Source organism: Pantoea sp. ICBG 985, assembly GCF_002928365.1.
Taxonomy (GTDB): domain Bacteria; phylum Pseudomonadota; class Gammaproteobacteria; order Enterobacterales; family Enterobacteriaceae; genus Pantoea; species Pantoea dispersa.
The window spans coordinates 494,905-510,810 of record NZ_POWM01000003.1 but is presented as its reverse complement, the minus strand read 5'-3'; the positions used below and the strand labels follow the sequence as shown (position 1 = coordinate 510,810).

Below are 15,906 nucleotides of genomic sequence, written 5' to 3'. Positions count from 1 at the left end.
TGTTCCCCTTATTTATCCCAGCTAAAGCGACGCGCCAGCAGCATCAGTCCCTGCTCCAGTAGCAGGCCGACGACGCCAATCAGCAAAATGGCAATCAGGATGTTTTCAACATTGAGGTTGTTCCACTCGTTCCAGATCCAGAAGCCGATCCCCAGGCCTCCCGTCAGCATTTCGGCAGCCACGATCACCAGCCAGGCGATACCAATCGACAGGCGGACCCCGGTCAGCACCGCAGGCAGAACGGCGGGAAACAGGATGCGGCGCAGGATGGTCCATTCCGACAGTTGCAGCACGCGCGCCACATTGAGGTAATCCTGTGGAATGCGCTGTACACCTTCGGCGGTATTAATAATCATCGGCCAGATAGAACAGATAAAAATGGTCCAGCTGGAGGCCGGTTCGGCGCGCTGGAACAGCAGCAGGCCGATAGGCAGCCAGGCCAGCGGGCTGACCGGACGCAGTAGCGCGATAACCGGATTGAACATGCGTGCCACAAAGGCAAAACGCCCCAGCAGAAAGCCTGTGGGAATCCCCACCAGCGCGGCCAGGCCAAAGCCGATAGCGACGCGCTGCAGCGAGGCCAGCACATTCCAGCCGATGCCCTGATCGTTAGGGCCGTTGTTATAGAACGGATCGGCGAACAGGATTTTCGCCGCTTCCCAGGTGGCGTACGGGCCGGGAAAGCCTTTGCTGGAAAGGGCCGCGATCTGCCAGATCAGAAGCAGAAGCATCACACCGCACAGCGCGGGAATGGCACGCTGCAAAAACGGACGCAGGCGCGCAGGCGAGCGCATCTTTTTTGGCGTGACCTGAAGGGGCACCACCGTGGCCCGGGTGGGCAGCGTCTCAGGCTGCGTCAGGGAGCGAGTCTGGCTTTTCATCACGACCTCTCTTTGTGGTTAATGGCAAAGCTGGCGGCGTAAACGGCAGGATTCGTGCCATCCCACACCTTGCCGTCGATCAGGGTGCTGCTGCGCATCTCACTGCCGGGCAACGTGATGTTGCCGACGGCGCTCGCTGCCTGTTTGTAGATATCAATTCGGTTGATCTGCTTTGCGACGTCCAGATAGTCCGGATCCTCGGTCAGCATTCCCCAGCGCTTAAGCTGGGTGAGGAACCACATGCCATCGGACAGATACGGGAAACTGACGCTGCCGTCATGGAAGAAGCGCATCGCATGCGGGTCCTGCCATTTCTGTCCCAGCCCGTTTTCGTACTGGCCGAGCATGCGACCCTGCAGAATCTCAGGTTTGGTGTTGATCCAGGCGCGTCCGGCCAGCACCTGCGCCGTTTCGCGGCGGTTATCATCGGAGGCATCGATCCAGCGTGCCGCCTCCAGGACAGCCGCCGTCAGCGCGCGCGCCGTATTGGGGTTCTCTTTCACCCACGCGGCGCGGGTGCCAAGAATTTTTTCGGGGTGATCGGGCCAAATCTGCTGACTGGTAGCGACGGTAAAACCAATATCATCACTGATAGCGCGCTGATTCCACGGCTCGCCCACACAGAAGCCGCTCATATTGCCAATCTTCATATTCATCACCATCTGCGGCGGCGGCACGACGACAGTGCGCACGTCATCAAATGGATTGATACCGGCATTCGCCAGCCAGTAGTAGAGCCACATCGCGTGGGTACTGGTCGGAAAGGTATGCGCAAAGGTGAGACTGCCTTTGGCCTTGCTGTCGATGGTCTTTTTCAGGCTGGCGGCATCGGTGACCTTTTGCGCTTTAAGCTGGTTCGACAGGGAGATTGCCTGGCCATTGTTATTGAGCGTCATCAGGTTCGCCATCGCATGCTGAGGGCCGGCAACGCCCAGTTGCAGGCCATAGATCATGCTGTACAGGACGTGTGCCGCATCGAGCTCACCGGAGATCAGTTTGTCGCGGACGGCTGCCCAACTGGCTTCTTTACTGGGCTGTAGCGTCAGACCATATTTTTTGTCGAAGCCTTTCACCGAGGCCATGACGACCGGCGCACAGTCGGTCAGTGGAATAAATCCCACCCGCACGGTGGCTTTTTCTGGCGCATCGGAACCCGCCGCCCATACGGCGTTGCGCAATCCCGGCAACAGCCACAGCCCGCCAGCGGCGGCGCTGGATAACAGCAGTTGACGTCGAGACAGTGAAACTGGCGATTTGCTCATTTTTTGCCACCCTCAGGAAATAAAAAAAGGCGTCCTCTCCACTGCTTTCACAGGGAGATGGACGCCTTTATCCAAAAGCACTCGCTTTACCGCCGTTGGCAAAGCAAATGCATACACTTAATAGGGTAAAGCAAACTGCATGCCAGCTTTGAAACGGCCCTGCGCGTGGCGATCAGGGCTTTCGCCGGGCTGGTTTTTTAACCGATTTTGCACGTTTGTGACGCAGACCACGCACAAGCATTGTGCAGCTAACGCTTTAGAGTTATCTCTTCATTGTGGCTGCCACCGTGACGATCGCCTGGGCGATTTCCGGTAGCCGTTTATTCTGATCCATCGCGCTTTTACGCAGCCGTTGCCAGGCGTGCTCTTCACTCAGCCCATGCTGCTGCATCAGCCAGGTTTTGGCCTGGTCGAGCAGTTTGCGCTCTTCCAGCGTGGCGCGCAGGGTGGCCAGCTCATTGGCCTGATGCTGTAAACGCTGAGACTGCTCCGTGATCAACGACAGCAGTGAACGACCCAGCTGGGGTGCCAGCCCGTCGCTGTTCAGCGCACCGGACTCGGTGGGCAGCCAGTCCACCCCGGAGACATATAATGTAAAATCGCAGCCCGACTGCGCCACATGCAGAGGTTCAGCTGCCTGATGCTGTGCCAGTGCGATCGCCTCGCGGCAGCGCAACATCAGCGTGGCTGACAGCCGATCCTCCAGCAATTTCATTTGGTCGATGCGCTGTGACAGCAGCGAAAACCAGTGCAGCGCGCCACTGTCGTCCCGCCGACCGTCGGTACAGGCAATGCGTCGCAGTCGTTCAATTTCACGACTGGCCTGCGCCAGCGGCTGCCAGTGGTGTAAAACCGCCTCATCGGCAAACTGCTGGAAGGTCGAAAAGCTTTGTTCCTGTGCTTCAATTAAGGCCACCATGGCGCTGCGCTGCTCCGCGCTGAATTGTCCGGCAGCAAAGCCGGCCGCTCCCAGGGCGCGTTCCTGTCCCGTCAGCTCTTTGCCCTGCATAAAGCTGAACAGCGCAATGAGCGCGCGGGTAATGTCAGGATGGCTGGCGGTGTCGGCGGCCTCAAAAACCAGGTTCAGTAAGCTACGGATAATGGTACTGAACGCCGCAACGGCCTGCGCGTGCGCGATCTGCTGTTGCGTAATCTGCTGGCGCAACGCCGGTAATCCGGCCAGGGCCTGCAGCGCGGCGGCGATCAGGTTGCAGAAGCGGCTGTATCCCGGCTGGGCTTCAACCCTGGGTAAGGCCTGGCAAAAATCCCGTTGGCAGCGCGTCACATCCTGCTCACTGGCGAGCCGCTGCTCGCCGTAAAGCCTGCCTTCTGAACATATCCACAGATTGCTCGCCCCCCGCTCGCGCTGAAGCTGATGCACCAGCTCGCTGACGGTGGTAATGAGTTTGCCGGTCTGGCGAAGGCGTTGCAGGCTGGCAATATCGCTTTGCCTTGAGGCCTGTAACCAACTCAGTGCGTCATCCATTGCTCCCCCACCCTTTGATGCCAAAAAGTGAGTCAAGCAAAAGCCGTGCCGTTTTCGTATCACCTCATTTCTCTTCACGAGAATCGCAGCGGCTGCCCGGTCATAAAAATCTTTCTATGACCAAAAAGTATCCCGGTCCGCGTGGAGACGAGAACGTAGTGGTCTAAACAATGTATTTGATTTTCTGACAAATTCCGCAAATTTTCGCACAGGCGAAAATCTGACCTTGCAAATCATGCCGTTGTGGATATGCTATATACATATCATATACGTTTCATATAAAGGCCAGTTATGGGTATCGTCAAAATATCGGATTTAATGCATGAGAACCTGCGCATCGCCAGCACGGCGCTCAGTCGTTCGATCAACGCGCAGGCGGAGCACTGGATGAAAATCGGCATGCTGGCCGAACTTTATCCGCAGCTCAGCCATCAGGAACTGACGCGTCTGCTGATGCGGGTCGAACGTGATGGCGGCGCTGAACTGGCGCAGCTGCTTGACCAACCTTCCTTTATTCCGCAGGGAATCGCGCAATGAGTATCAAACTGCATACCGCTGAAGAGATTGAACGGGCGCGCGCCGCCGGTCACGCCGCCGCCAAAGTCCTGAAGATGATCGCGCCCTGGGTGAAACCCGGCGTTACCACCGATGAACTGGATCGCCGCTGTCATGACTATATTGTCAATGAGCTAAAGGTCATTCCGGCTAACATTGGCTATCAGGGTTACACCCGTACCGTTTGCACCTCGGTCAATCACGTGGTGTGCCACGGTATTCCGGGCGAGAAAAAGCTCAAAGACGGTGACATCGTCAATATCGACGTGGCGGTCATCAAAGACGGCTGGTACGGCGACACCAGCCGCATGTATTTCGTTGGTCAGCCGTCGGTACGCGCTAAGCGCCTGGTTGACGTGACGTATGAATCAATGGTGGCAGGCATTCGGATGGTGAAACCCGGTGCAACGCTGGGCGATATCGGTGCGGCTATTCAGCAGGTCGCTGAAAAGGCCGGTTTTTCCGTGGTACGCGAGTATTGCGGTCACGGCGTCGGCGAGATCTACCACGGCGATCCGCAAATTCTGCATTACGGTACGCCCGGCCAGGGGCTGGCACTGCAGGCTGGCATGATTTTTACCATTGAGCCCATGATTAACGCCGGCAAAGCGGGCACCAGCGTGCTGTCTGATGGCTGGACGGTGGTGACCAAAGATCGCTCCCTGTCCGCGCAGTGGGAGCACACTGTAGCCGTCACGGATACCGGCTTCGACCTGCTCACACCCTGGCCGGAGGGTACCGGTGATTACGCCGCGATCGTTTAACGCCTGCCAATCGTCCAATCTGTGATCTCTATTGTAGTACAATCAAAATAGATTGTACTACACTGCTAACTCATGACGATTTATATCGCTCATGTGCAACATCACTATCGGCATAGTTAATGCTGCCGCGTGGCCGAAATAAAATGATTTTTATTTTTCGGCTGCACTTCATTTATTGCTTAGCAAGCGAAACAGATCATTCATGACATCGCTGCCCTTGCGCCCGTCTGCCGGCGCGGAGTGGCGTAATGCTGCGTGACGAGGTGGATATGATAAGTTCCGATGTTTCTGGTTCTACGTTGAGTCAATTAAATAAGCGCATCATCCCGTTTATCGTGATCTGTTATTTTGTCGCTAATCTCGATAAAACCAATATCTCTATCGCTGCGCTGCAAATGAATGCCGACCTCGGGCTTACCACCAGCATGTACGGCCTCGGTGTCGGCATGTTCTATATTTCCTACATTCTTTTCGAAATTCCCAGCAATGTCATTATGACCAAAGTCGGCGCCCGGCGCTGGATAGCGCGCATTATGATTACCTGGGGCATTGTCAGTACCGGCATGGCGCTGGTTCATAGCGCCAATCAGTTATATGTGATGCGTTTCTTACTCGGTATGGCCGAAGCCGGTTTTGCGCCGGGTATTATCTATTATATTTCCTGCTGGTTCCCTAAAAGTAACCGCGCACGGGCAATGTCTTTCTTTTATATGGGATCGGTAGGCGCGTCGATTATTGGTCTGCCCATTTCCGGTGCCATTCTCAATATGCATGGCATTGCCGATATCGCAGGCTGGCGCTGGCTTTTTGCGCTGGAAGGCATTCCTGCAGTGGTGCTTGGTTGTCTGGTGCTGTGGCGCTTACCCGATAAGCCCGACGATGCTGTCTGGTTAACTACACCGCAAAAACACTGGCTGCGTCAGCGCCTCGAACAGGACAATCTGGGTGTTACCCTGAATAAGAACCACTCCTGGCTGCAGGCATTAAAAGATCGCACGGTGTTATTGCTCAGTCTGGTGTGGTTCTTACAGGCGTTTGGCTCGATCGGTATTACGTTGTTTATGCCGTTGATTATTAAAAGCATGGCCGCAGAGCAGAGCAATTTTATTATCAGCCTGTTATCCGCCCTGCCCTTTGTGATGGCCTGCGTATTTATGTATTTAAACGGACGCCATTCCGATCGCAGCGGTGAACGCGCCTGGCATATGGGCTTGCCATTAATTTTATCGGGCCTGGCATTAACCGGCGCGATTTATTCGGGCAGCCTGCTGCTGGCTTATATTTTGCTGGTCTTCACCGTCGGGCTTAACTTTGCCCTGACGCCAATATTCTGGGCCGTGACGACGGAAAAATTAGCTGGCGTAGCCGCTGCGGCATCGATTGCCTTTATCAATACGGTGGCAAACTTTGTCGGACTGGGTTTACCGCCGCTGCTGGGAAAAATGAAAGATGCGACGCAAAGTTATCACTCAGGATTGCTGATTGTGGCGATGGCGCTGATTGCCGGCGGTATTCTCGGTATTATTATCGCCCGTCCATCGGGCGGTGCCGGTGCCAGCAAAACCCGCGCGCCGCATGCCGAAACCGGGCACTGAACGTGATTACGGCCCGCCTGCGGGCCTGACACTGGCCATCGCCTCGATCACCTCAGTCATACGCTGAATCACCATCTGCGCCGCCCGCGATAGCTGGCGCGACGGCGCAGTACACAGCGCCAGGGTCAGCGGTCGCATCACGCTGTGCCTGAGCGGTACGAAGCAGAGCTGGTTCTCCTGCACCTCGGTCATCACGTCCAGCAGGCTCAGCACGCTGATGCCGGTGCCCTGCGCGATCAGGCTGCGAATCAGGCGGATGTCGTTACAGGCGATAATGTTTTCCGGCGCCAGACCCTGCTTGCGGTACAGCGCATCGACACGTTCGTGGACCACCAGCGCGGCGCCAGGCACAATGTGTCGCTCATGACTGAGTTCGCTGAGCGATAGCAGCGGCCTCGTGCTAAGCGGATGGTCGGCGGCCATCACCACGCCCATCTCCAGTTCGGCAAACGCCAGCACTTCCAGTCCGCTCTGCCCGGCGGGATCGAGAATCAGGCCAAAATCGATTTCCGACTGGCGAATCATCTGGCTGATGCGGTGGCTGTTGTCCACCGTCAGCTCCAGCCGCAGCCACTGATGCTGGCGTGCGATATCGGCGATGGCGTCTGCCACGCTGCCTTTAGTCAGCGACTGCACCAGCCCGGCCGTTACGTTACCGCGCTTCAGCCCCTGAATATCATCAAAGCGCTGCCGCGTGACGCGAAACTCACGCTGCCAGCGCATCACATCGTCATACAGCAATTCTCCGGCGGTGGTCATGCGCAGCCCTTCCGGCAAACGTTCGAACAGCGGCGTACCAAAACTCTCTTCCGCCTGCAGAATCTGCCGGTTAATGGCAGAAGCGGAAACGTGCAGCTGCTCAGCGGCTTTGCGCAAACTGCCGCTGCGCGCCACTTCGGCAAAATAGACGGCAAAGCGGGAAAACGGGCTCATTGCTCACCTGTACGGTTTTTTGCAACACCTGGCTGCATTCTTGCTGATGGATTTGCACAGGCAAGCATATTAACAATGTCCTGACAAAAATGAAGCCTTCTATTTCGCCTTATGTGAGCACCTGACAGGACAACAGCATGAATAACATTACGCCTCCCGCACACTGCACGTTTGAACCTGATGACTGGCTGCGTCTGGCGCGACAGTGGCATCCGGTTGCCCGTTCCTGTGATATCGCCGGCGCACCGACCAAAGCGGTGCTGCTGGACGAACAACTGGTGCTGTACCGTCTGCATGGCCAGGTGGTGGCAGCACGCGACGTCTGCCCGCATCGTGGCGTGCCGCTGACACTGGGTTTTCACGATGAAGAGGGAATCGTCTGCCCTTATCACGGCTTGCGTTTTGGTGCCGATGGCCGCTGCAACCGCATTCCGTCCAGCCCCGATCAGCCGATTCCGGCCAAACTCAATCTGATCAGCTATGCGGTGGAAGAGCGCTTTGGTCTGATTTGGGTGTGCCTCGCACCGGATGCTGACCAGCCCGCGCCGCTGCCCACCATGCCGCACTGGGATGATGCCGGTTTTCAACAGATCAACTGCCCCGGTTTTGACGTCAACGGCTTTGCCGGACGCCAGGTGGAAGGTTTTCTGGATGTGGCGCACTTCGCCTGGGTGCACACGGAAACCTTCGCCGATCCCAACAACCAGGTAGTACCTGCCTATAACCCGGTCGAAACCGAGACCGGCTTTGCCGTGGATTACTGGAGCTCAGTGAGTAACTTTGCCGCTGACAGTCCGCAGCAGGCGCCGGAAGGATTTAGCTGGCTGCGTCATTTCGAGATGCATCTGCCGTTTACCGCCACGCTGACCATTCATTTCCCCGGCGAATCGCGCCTGGTGATCATGAATGCCGCGTCGCCGGTATCGGCGCGCAAAACGCGCATGTTTGCACCTATCGCGCGTAATTTTGACCTGCACATCCCGGTTGAAGAGGTGCACGCCTTCAATCAGCGCGTGTTCGAAGAAGACCGCCTGATGGTGGAAACCCAGCAGCCGGAGCGTTTGCCGCTCGACCTCGCTCTGGAAGCGCATATCCCGGCCGATCGCAGCTCCATTGCTTATCGTCGTGGTCTGAAGCGCATGGGCTTCGGCGAATTTTTCCTGGTGTAAGGAGGCAACGATGAGTGATCTGCTGAATGTGGTGGTGGATGGCCTGTATCGTCAGGGACGTCACAATCTCAGCGTCACGCTGGTGGCAGAAAATGGCCAGCCGCTGCCGGACTGGCAACCGGGTGCGCACATTGATGTCCACCTGCGTGATGGCCTGATACGTCAGTACTCACTGACCGGACGCTGCGATGACGCGCGCGGCTATCAAATCTGTATTGCCCGCGACGGGCAATCACGCGGGGGATCGCGCTACGTGCACGACACGCTGCGCCCCGGCCAGACGATTGCGATTTCGCCACCGCGCAACCTGTTTCCTCTGCAACCGGCCGCTAAAGTCATTTTGCTGGCGGCTGGAATTGGCATTACGCCACTGTACGCCATGGCGCTGGCGCTGGAGGCCGCCGCCGTGCCTTTTGTGCTGCATTACTTCGTGCGCCAGCGCGGTGATGAAGCTTTTGCCGCCGAACTGGCGCAGCGTTTCCAGCATGGATTTTGTGAAATCTGGTACAGCAGCGAAGGCCGCAGCGCCCGTGATTATCCACCGGCGGAACTGCTTGATGCTGCCGCCGACACGCATCTGTACCTGTGCGGGCCGGAAGGGTTTATGACGCACATGCAGCAGCAGGCGCTGGCGCGCGGCTGGGACAGCGCCAACATACACGCTGAAGCGTTCAAACCTGTCGCCCGCAAGGCTGGGGCTGAAGAAGGCTTTACCGTGACGCTGGCACGCAGTGGGCAGCAATGTACCATTCCGCCTGACAAAACCATTGCCACGGTGCTGCTGGAGCATGGCGTCGACGTTCCGCTCTCCTGCGAGATGGGCATATGCGGCGCCTGCCTGACGCGGGTTACCGCTGGAGAGATCGATCACCGCGATACCGTGCAGTCTGACAGCGAAAAAAGCGCCCCGGAGCAGTACATCGCCTTATGCTGCTCGCGCAGCAAATCGGCGGAACTGGTGATTGATCTCTAGGGCGCGCCGCAGGATGACTTAATCCGTGCCGGAAAGCTCAGGTTCCGTGCGCAGCACAATGGCTTCCTCTGCCGCCTGTGGCAGCAGCTGCAGCAGCCAGCTGGCCATCTGGCTTTCCTGCTGCAGAATGCGCCGCACAATCCTGACATCCTCCCCCTCTTCCGCCTGCTCTGCGGCCACCAGCAACGTCGAGTAGGTGGCGATTTTATAGTTACAGAACACGTAGCTGCTGACGGCCACACGGATGCCCTCTTCATCCTGCAGCATGTCGCTGGCGGCCTGACCGACCACCGACATCCGGCCTAACGACTCCTTCAGCACCGACCAGCTGCTGTCATACTGGCGCAGCAGCGTTTTCACCTGCTGCTGCTGGTCACGGCTCTGCTCAAGATACTGCTCAATACGCGCCTGCAACGCGGGATGATCCGTCAGACGTGATGCAGCCGCCTTCAGCAGGCTCTCCGCATGTTTCTCCATAGCATGCGCATCGCGCAGCCAGTCCAGATATACAGATTCCTTCGTCATGGTTTGCTCCAAAGTGAATGACACGGGCGATCTACCTCAACGGCGTCAGAGATGGATCCCTGATCGGGCAGCACGCTTTGACCTCATCGCTTTCAGGCTGGTTATCTGAAAAATAAGCGAAGCGCTAATTAAGTCCAGGCGAACAACTTAATTAAACGTAGCAAGCAAGCCGGGCTGTGCAAGAAAGGTTTTTAAGAAATGCGACAGCGGTTAATTGTCACAACGTCATCAATTCACATTAGCGCCGCTAAAAGAACGCTTCCCTTTATGAAAGTAAAATGTTAACAATTCCCCCCCAAATGATTTGCCGGAATAAATCAGCTGAAATTGACTCATCGTTAAACAACCAACGTGCTGTAAATTAAAAGTTAAGATTATTCCTGGCTTGATTATGGTAAAAACATCGCTACATTTATTTTTGCTTCATGCGGGTATGAACAGAGAGGAAAAAATGAAGGATCCAAAGAAGAAACCTGAAGAGGAAGAAAAAGTGACGCAACGTCGTGGGGGTTCAGGCAACTTCGCCGCCGATAAGGAGCGCGCGGCTGAAGCAGGCCGCAAAGGCGGTCAGGTCAGTGGTGGTAACTTCAAAAATGACCCACAGCGCGCCATTGAAGCCGGCAGGAAGGGAGGAAAGATCAGTCGTCGTAAATAACTACTCCCCATCTTTGTATTGATTTAACCTCGATAACTTTTTGCACTGTGCTCTCCTGACATCGCGTTTACGCTTCGCTTAAACGCACGTCTAACCTTGTCAGGAGAGTAATTTTCCCATCCGAAAACAATTAATCGATCAAATCTTCAGCGATCCTGCGTTATTTACCGCTTCGCTTATCAGCGACCGCTTTTCAGTTTATTTATCCCAAAATTAAATCATTGATTATCTAACTATCAGCTTCAGGCACCCTATATTTGTACAAGCCACGCAGAGTTGTACACTTTTATTTAATCTGCGTTAATTACCCGGGCTGATATATATACACAAGCTTACAATTGGCTAACTCCGCAATATTTAAGGAATTATTGCATACGCAATGCACCTTACATGGATTAATTACCCGCTATCCGCTTGATATCACCCCGCTTTTAGCTAAATTCTCCATTCACGCTCACTATTGCGTCGCTATTAACCTGACGCTAAGGGAAACGCATGAACGCTGACCTCAATGACTGTATTGCGCTGTGCTATCGCTGCGCGACCGCCTGCGACCAATGTGCAGCCGCCTGTCTGCTGGACGCTGACGCCAGTGAGATGAACGTCTGCATTAGCCTGAATCAGCAGTGCGCGGCGCTGTGTCGCGTAACCGCCCAACTGCTGGCTGCCCAGAGTGAACTGAGCGAGCAGCTCTGTACCATCACGTCGATGGCCTGTCAGCTGGCCGGTTGGGAGTGCCAGAAGCACCAGCATCCACACTGTCAGACCTGTGCAGAAATTTGCCTGCAGTGCGCAGATAGCTGCATGACGGTGGGCATGGCGGAATAACGGATTGAGGTACCGGGAGGGCGGTGGCAGGTCGCCAGTGCAGCGACTGGCGACCTGGCTTAATGATCCTGCATCACCAACCCGCCATCGACATACAGCGTCTGGCCGGTGACAAATTCGCTCCATGCTGATGCCAGAAACAGCACCGGCCCGGTGATATCCGCAGCGCGCGCCAGTCGTCCGAGCGGCGTTTGCGCTGTCAGCGCATGGCGTACCGCTTCTGGCGTATGCTGACTGGCATCGGTGGGATACACCAGTCCCGGCGCCACGCAGTTCACCCGAATACCCAGCGCCCCCAGTTCGGCCGCCAGCGTCCGGCTAAAGCCCGTCAGCGCGGTTTTTGCGGTGATATAGTCGTGATAAGCCACCGCTGGCCGGGCGATCAAATCACTCACCAGATTGATGATACTGCCGCGCGCGCGGCGGCGCATCAGCGGCAAGGCCGCCTGACACACGTTGTAGCAGGCGTTCACTGCGCCATCAAACTGCGTCTGGTAAGCGGACCAGGACGTTTCCCAGAAGCGCTGGCGCTGGTCCGGATCGAAGCGATAAGGTGCGAAGGCATTGTTCACCACCACATCCAGTCGGCCGGTGGCGGCGTCGATCTGCTGCATCATATCGGCTACCTGTGCGGCACAGGTCACATCGGCGGCAATCGCCAGTGCCCCCCCGCCCTGTGCTTCACAGGCCGCCACCACCTGCGCAGCGGCGTCGTGATTACGTAAATAGTTCACCACGACAAACGCGCCTTCGGCGGCAAAGGCCTGGGCAATGGCGGCGCCAATACCGCGGCTGGCGCCGGTCACCAGCACGGTGTGATTGCTGAATTTCATTGCGTTTCTCCACGCCCGCTCAGTCAAGATAGGGCGCATAGTGTTCAGCGGCGGTTTCCGCCGCCTGTTCGATTTCGCACAGGGTGACCAGATCCAGCAGGCTAAAGCGGCCATCGTGATGCCAGCCCGCCTCCGGTGAAGTCATGTTACCCAGCGCCGTGATGCGCGTGACGCCCGCCGCACCGAGCTGCGCCGCCAGCCGAAACAGCACCTCGGGCGCGGCCGCGAGGCCAACGCTTTGCAGATACGCGCGCTGCGCGGCTACCCAGCTTACCGTCTCCTCCAGCGTATCCACGGCAATCACCTTCAGCGTGCGTCCGAGCGCGCCCGGTTGTAACGGCTCCGGCTTATCGACGTACACCACCGCCCAGGCATCGTGCTCATCACCGTACAGCGTGCGGTCACCGCTCAGCGCACGCATTTCCTCCGCGTTGCGCCATGCGGCCACAGCCTGACTTTCACCCAGCGTCAGCGTCGCGCGCGGATAGCGCTGTGCCAGCGCGGCAAGTTCATGGGCGAGGTAAGCAGCAAAATCCTGCGGCGACACCCGGCCACCGCGCTCAATAAACAGCGCCTGCGGCGAGTAACAGCCGGCCTGGTCATAGCGCATCACATCGTAAGCCACCTGACGCGCCAGCGCCGGACCGCGCCGCACGTCCAGCGCCGAGCGCGCCACCATGCCAAAGCTGATTTTGTGGCCATGCGGCAGAAAGCGCGTGGCTGGCGGCAGACGCCGCTGCATCGCCGTCAGCGCGGCTTCTCCGCCATAAGCCATCACTACATCTGCCTGGCGGAACCACTGCTGCTCAGTGCGTTCATCACCGCCCTGCCACCATACGACGGCGAGACAGTCGCCCAGCTGCGGATCGATCTCCGCCAGCAGCTGGGCGAACCAGCCCGCCATCAGCGGCTCAGCGCTCGCCACTTTGCCCACGCTTCCCGCCTTTACCAGCAGGCCGGCAATCAGGCTCCACAGTGGCAAACCCGGCACATTGCCGGCCCAGACCTGCAGCAACAGCTGCGGACCAAACGCGCGGGCAAAGCCGCCTTTTGGCCGCGGCTGAAAATCGTCCAGCATCTGCACGTTGCCGAAATCTTCCGCCAGAAAACGCCGCAGCTGCGGTTCACGGAAGGTTTTGAGATAGCCGGTTAAACCGAGCCGCAGCATCCCGGCGTCATAGCCGGTAACCAGCGGCAGCAACCGCTCCGCCTGCTGGCGCAACGGGTGCGAACGGTCAAGCAGGCGCGCGATGGCTTCATCAATCAACGCGGTGATGCGCGCTACGCTCAGGGTGTGCAGGTAGCGGCGCGCGTTATCGCGTACGCTGGCCGCCAGCGTGGCAATCTGCGCCTCGGACAGCACCGGCACGCACACTTCCAGCGTGCTGCCTTGCTGGCCAAAGTGCAGGCTGTGCCACGCCACCTCGCTGTGGCGGATGCCCGGCAGATGGCCGGCATACAGTTTCATGCCCGTGCCTGCGCAGCAGCGAGAAACGATTCCATCGCCAGCGAGCAGCCTTTGGCATCCGCGCCCGCGACGCGCCCCAGCAGCTGAAACCCGCCGGGCACCATCACGCCGGCATCTTCGGTCAGAATCGCGGAAACAGAATTGAAATGGGCGAGATCGTGATGCACCAGTACGCCTGTCTCACCTTCCGGCACGTCCGCACCGGTCAGCGGATTAACCACGCGCGTGCGGATCCAGTGCGGTCCGGATTTCACCGGCGGGCAGATTTCATTGCCGGAATCGTAAAACTGCGTGCTGAGTTCAGTCATGCCGTACATATTGATGCAGTGCGAACGCGGCACGCCGAGCGTCTGCTGCAGCGCGCTATAAAACGCTTCCGCCGCAACTTCACGCGACTGGCCCTTAAAACCCCCGGTGTCGAGGATGCGGCTGCCCGGCGGCAGCCTGAAACGCCGCTGCTGACGCGCCAGTTCGTCCAGCAGGTGGACAAAACTGTAGCTGGCACCCAGCAGGGCATAGGGTTGGCCGCTGGCCTGCGCCTGCTCCAGCGCGGCGATCAGACGCGGCAGTTTCAGCCCCTGCGCATCCACCATCACTTCGCTGTCTGGCGTGCCACATTCTTGCATCGCCAGCGTCAAATAATGGGCCAGCGAAGAGTTGGGCAGCTCGCTGCTGTGCGGAAACAGGATCGCCATCGGCAGGCGCGGATATCCGGCCATAAAGCGCTGGCGGAAATTGATCAGCATCGAGCGATCGTAAACCGCCAGCGTGGGGTGATAGCTGCGCCCCCGGCCGGTCCCCGTGGTGCCGCTGGTCATAAAGATGTGGGGAATCTCCGCCGCCGGACGGCAGCTCAGCGTCAGATCTTTAAACGCCGTAATCGGCACCGCCGGAATCTGCCGCCACTGTTTGACCGTCAGCGGCGTACGGCCGCGCTGGCGGGAGAAACGGGCGTAAGGGAGATTGTGTTCGAATTGCCACGCGAACAGCTGCAGCGCCAGCTGGTTGAAATCCGCTTCGGTGGTTTCCTGGCGCTGCATAAATGCCAGCAGCGCGGCAATGATTGACGCTTCGGTCATGAAGGTGCCCTCTTTGGACTGCGGCATAACGGCCAGCCAGGGGCTGAGTGATGCGCAGAATTCGCAGAAAGGCGCAAAGAGGGAATGAGGGCGTGCAGTGACCCCGGTTCCACATCCCTACGCCGGTATTAGCCGGATCAGGTTCAGAGGGTCACTACGTTGCCGGCCGTGACAGCCGCGCGGGTAGAATCTCAGCCCTCTAACAGGGCACCCCTTGGAACAAGCTGCATTCTGGGGTCGGAACGGAGGGCATGTCAAGGCGGGAAGGCGCAGAACCCCCGCTTCAGCAACGCGATTATTAACGCGCAATATCATTCACAGGAGCGCGATCAGCCCGGCTGACGCAGGCAAAGCGATCGCTGAGCAGCGGATAGTTTTGCGCATCCGGCAGTTCAAAGTGCCACCATTCGGTGGGCATGCCGACAAAACCGCCGCCGAGCATGATGGCGTTCAGCAACAGGCGATGGCGCTGCGCCTGCTGCGGCACGTTGGGATGGAACGGGTGCGACTCAGCAGACATGTCGTCAAACCCGGTCCCCATTTCCAGAATGTTGTCCGCCTCATCCACCAGCGTCACATCGATCGCCACGCCACGGCTGTGATTCGAGCCCCGCGCCGGTGGCACCACATAATCCGCGTCCGGACAGGCATCCCACAAGTGCCACTGCGCCTGCTGCGGACGATACGCGTCCAGCACCAGCAGGCGAAATCCCGCCAGCCGGGCGATATCGCAGCTGCGGCGCAGCGCGGCGGCGGCATCCGGATGCAGCAGCGCCTGCGCGTCGCGATAAATAGCATACCCGGCGATGTTATCGACGGTGGCGTATTTCAGATCAAACATCAGGCCCGGCAAGGTGGCAGCCAAATCGATTAATTCAACGTCCTGCACTGTACATCATC

The 15,906-nt window shown here is 58.0% G+C and carries 16 protein-coding genes and 1 riboswitch; of the genes, 7 read left to right on the top strand and 9 right to left on the bottom strand.

The annotated features are described in order from the left end of the window. Window positions 1-8: 8 nt before the first annotated feature. The 3 genes from ntrB to C1Y42_RS11865 form a co-directional block, all read right to left on the bottom strand. A complete protein-coding gene (gene ntrB / locus C1Y42_RS11875; RefSeq protein ID WP_058758656.1) occupies window positions 9-881 on the bottom strand; it encodes a nitrate ABC transporter permease in 873 nt (290 codons plus the stop codon). Further along, window positions 881-2,143, bottom strand: a complete 1,263-nt coding sequence (locus C1Y42_RS11870; protein ID WP_058770491.1) for a CmpA/NrtA family ABC transporter substrate-binding protein — start codon at window positions 2,141-2,143, stop codon at window positions 881-883. The genes ntrB and C1Y42_RS11870 overlap by 1 nt, the downstream gene beginning before the upstream one ends. Before the next feature lie 262 nt (window positions 2,144-2,405). Further along, window positions 2,406-3,629 (bottom strand): nitrate regulatory protein, encoded by a 1,224-nt coding sequence (locus C1Y42_RS11865; protein ID WP_021508714.1) that lies wholly within the window; start codon window positions 3,627-3,629, stop codon window positions 2,406-2,408. Window positions 3,630-3,920: 291 nt separating this feature from the next. Between C1Y42_RS11865 and C1Y42_RS11860 the strand changes: the two genes are divergently transcribed. The 3 genes from C1Y42_RS11860 to C1Y42_RS11850 all read left to right on the top strand — a co-directional run bounded on the left by C1Y42_RS11860 (window position 3,921) and on the right by C1Y42_RS11850 (window position 6,543). After that, window positions 3,921-4,166, top strand: coding sequence for a ParD-like family protein (locus C1Y42_RS11860; protein WP_010615787.1), 246 nt, complete (start codon window positions 3,921-3,923; stop codon window positions 4,164-4,166). Continuing rightward, complete coding sequence (gene map, locus C1Y42_RS11855) at window positions 4,163-4,948, top strand: type I methionyl aminopeptidase (protein WP_021508715.1); 786 nt, start codon at window positions 4,163-4,165, stop codon at window positions 4,946-4,948. Before C1Y42_RS11860 ends, map begins: the two co-directional genes overlap by 4 nt. Window positions 4,949-5,217: 269 nt before the next feature. Continuing rightward, a complete protein-coding gene (locus C1Y42_RS11850; protein ID WP_276591575.1) occupies window positions 5,218-6,543 on the top strand; it encodes an MFS transporter in 1,326 nt (441 codons plus the stop codon). Between the two features lie 6 nt (window positions 6,544-6,549). On the opposite strand, the gene C1Y42_RS11845 is transcribed toward C1Y42_RS11850, so the two are convergent. Beyond that, the gene (locus tag C1Y42_RS11845) at window positions 6,550-7,476 is read right to left on the bottom strand and encodes a LysR family transcriptional regulator (RefSeq protein WP_021508717.1); all 927 of its coding nucleotides are present in this window, start codon (window positions 7,474-7,476) and stop codon (window positions 6,550-6,552) included. A 137-nt stretch (window positions 7,477-7,613) separates the two neighbouring features. Between C1Y42_RS11845 and hpxD the strand changes: the two genes are divergently transcribed. Together hpxD and C1Y42_RS11835 are read left to right on the top strand one after the other, a co-directional pair. Further along, a complete protein-coding gene (gene hpxD, locus C1Y42_RS11840) occupies window positions 7,614-8,645 on the top strand; it encodes a molybdenum cofactor-independent xanthine hydroxylase subunit HpxD (protein ID WP_104093531.1) in 1,032 nt (343 codons plus the stop codon). A 10-nt stretch (window positions 8,646-8,655) separates the two neighbouring features. After that, the gene (locus tag C1Y42_RS11835) at window positions 8,656-9,618 is read left to right on the top strand and encodes a PDR/VanB family oxidoreductase (protein ID WP_104093530.1); all 963 of its coding nucleotides are present in this window, start codon (window positions 8,656-8,658) and stop codon (window positions 9,616-9,618) included. An 18-nt stretch (window positions 9,619-9,636) separates the two neighbouring features. On the opposite strand, the gene C1Y42_RS11830 is transcribed toward C1Y42_RS11835, so the two are convergent. After that, entirely contained in the window at window positions 9,637-10,143 is a 507-nt protein-coding gene (locus C1Y42_RS11830; RefSeq protein WP_058781369.1) for a DUF892 family protein, read from the bottom strand. Between the two features lie 490 nt (window positions 10,144-10,633). On the opposite strand from C1Y42_RS11830, the gene C1Y42_RS11825 reads away from it, so the two are divergent. Further along, a complete protein-coding gene (locus tag C1Y42_RS11825) occupies window positions 10,634-10,798 on the top strand; it encodes a general stress protein (RefSeq protein ID WP_010615780.1) in 165 nt (54 codons plus the stop codon). Window positions 10,799-11,293: 495 nt separating this feature from the next. Beyond that, window positions 11,294-11,626 (top strand): four-helix bundle copper-binding protein, encoded by a 333-nt coding sequence (locus C1Y42_RS11820; RefSeq protein WP_104093529.1) that lies wholly within the window; start codon window positions 11,294-11,296, stop codon window positions 11,624-11,626. Window positions 11,627-11,685: 59 nt separating this feature from the next. Here the strand turns inward: C1Y42_RS11820 and C1Y42_RS11815 are convergent, their stop codons facing one another. The 4 genes from C1Y42_RS11815 to ddpX all read right to left on the bottom strand — a co-directional run bounded on the left by C1Y42_RS11815 (window position 11,686) and on the right by ddpX (window position 15,895). Next, the gene (locus tag C1Y42_RS11815; RefSeq protein WP_059011983.1) at window positions 11,686-12,459 is read right to left on the bottom strand and encodes an SDR family oxidoreductase; all 774 of its coding nucleotides are present in this window, start codon (window positions 12,457-12,459) and stop codon (window positions 11,686-11,688) included. A gap of 19 nt (window positions 12,460-12,478) precedes the next feature. Continuing rightward, window positions 12,479-13,927 (bottom strand): acyl-CoA reductase, encoded by a 1,449-nt coding sequence (locus C1Y42_RS11810; RefSeq protein WP_104093528.1) that lies wholly within the window; start codon window positions 13,925-13,927, stop codon window positions 12,479-12,481. After that, entirely contained in the window at window positions 13,924-15,033 is a 1,110-nt protein-coding gene (locus C1Y42_RS11805; protein ID WP_104093527.1) for a long-chain fatty acid--CoA ligase, read from the bottom strand. Before C1Y42_RS11805 ends, C1Y42_RS11810 begins: the two co-directional genes overlap by 4 nt. A 68-nt stretch (window positions 15,034-15,101) precedes the next feature. After that, window positions 15,102-15,231: riboswitch (TPP riboswitch) on the bottom strand. 73 nt (window positions 15,232-15,304) lie between these two features. Continuing rightward, window positions 15,305-15,895: a D-alanyl-D-alanine dipeptidase gene (gene ddpX, locus C1Y42_RS11800; protein WP_104093526.1), complete on the bottom strand. Its 591-nt coding sequence runs from the start codon at window positions 15,893-15,895 to the stop codon at window positions 15,305-15,307. Between the last annotated feature and the right edge of the window lie 11 nt (window positions 15,896-15,906).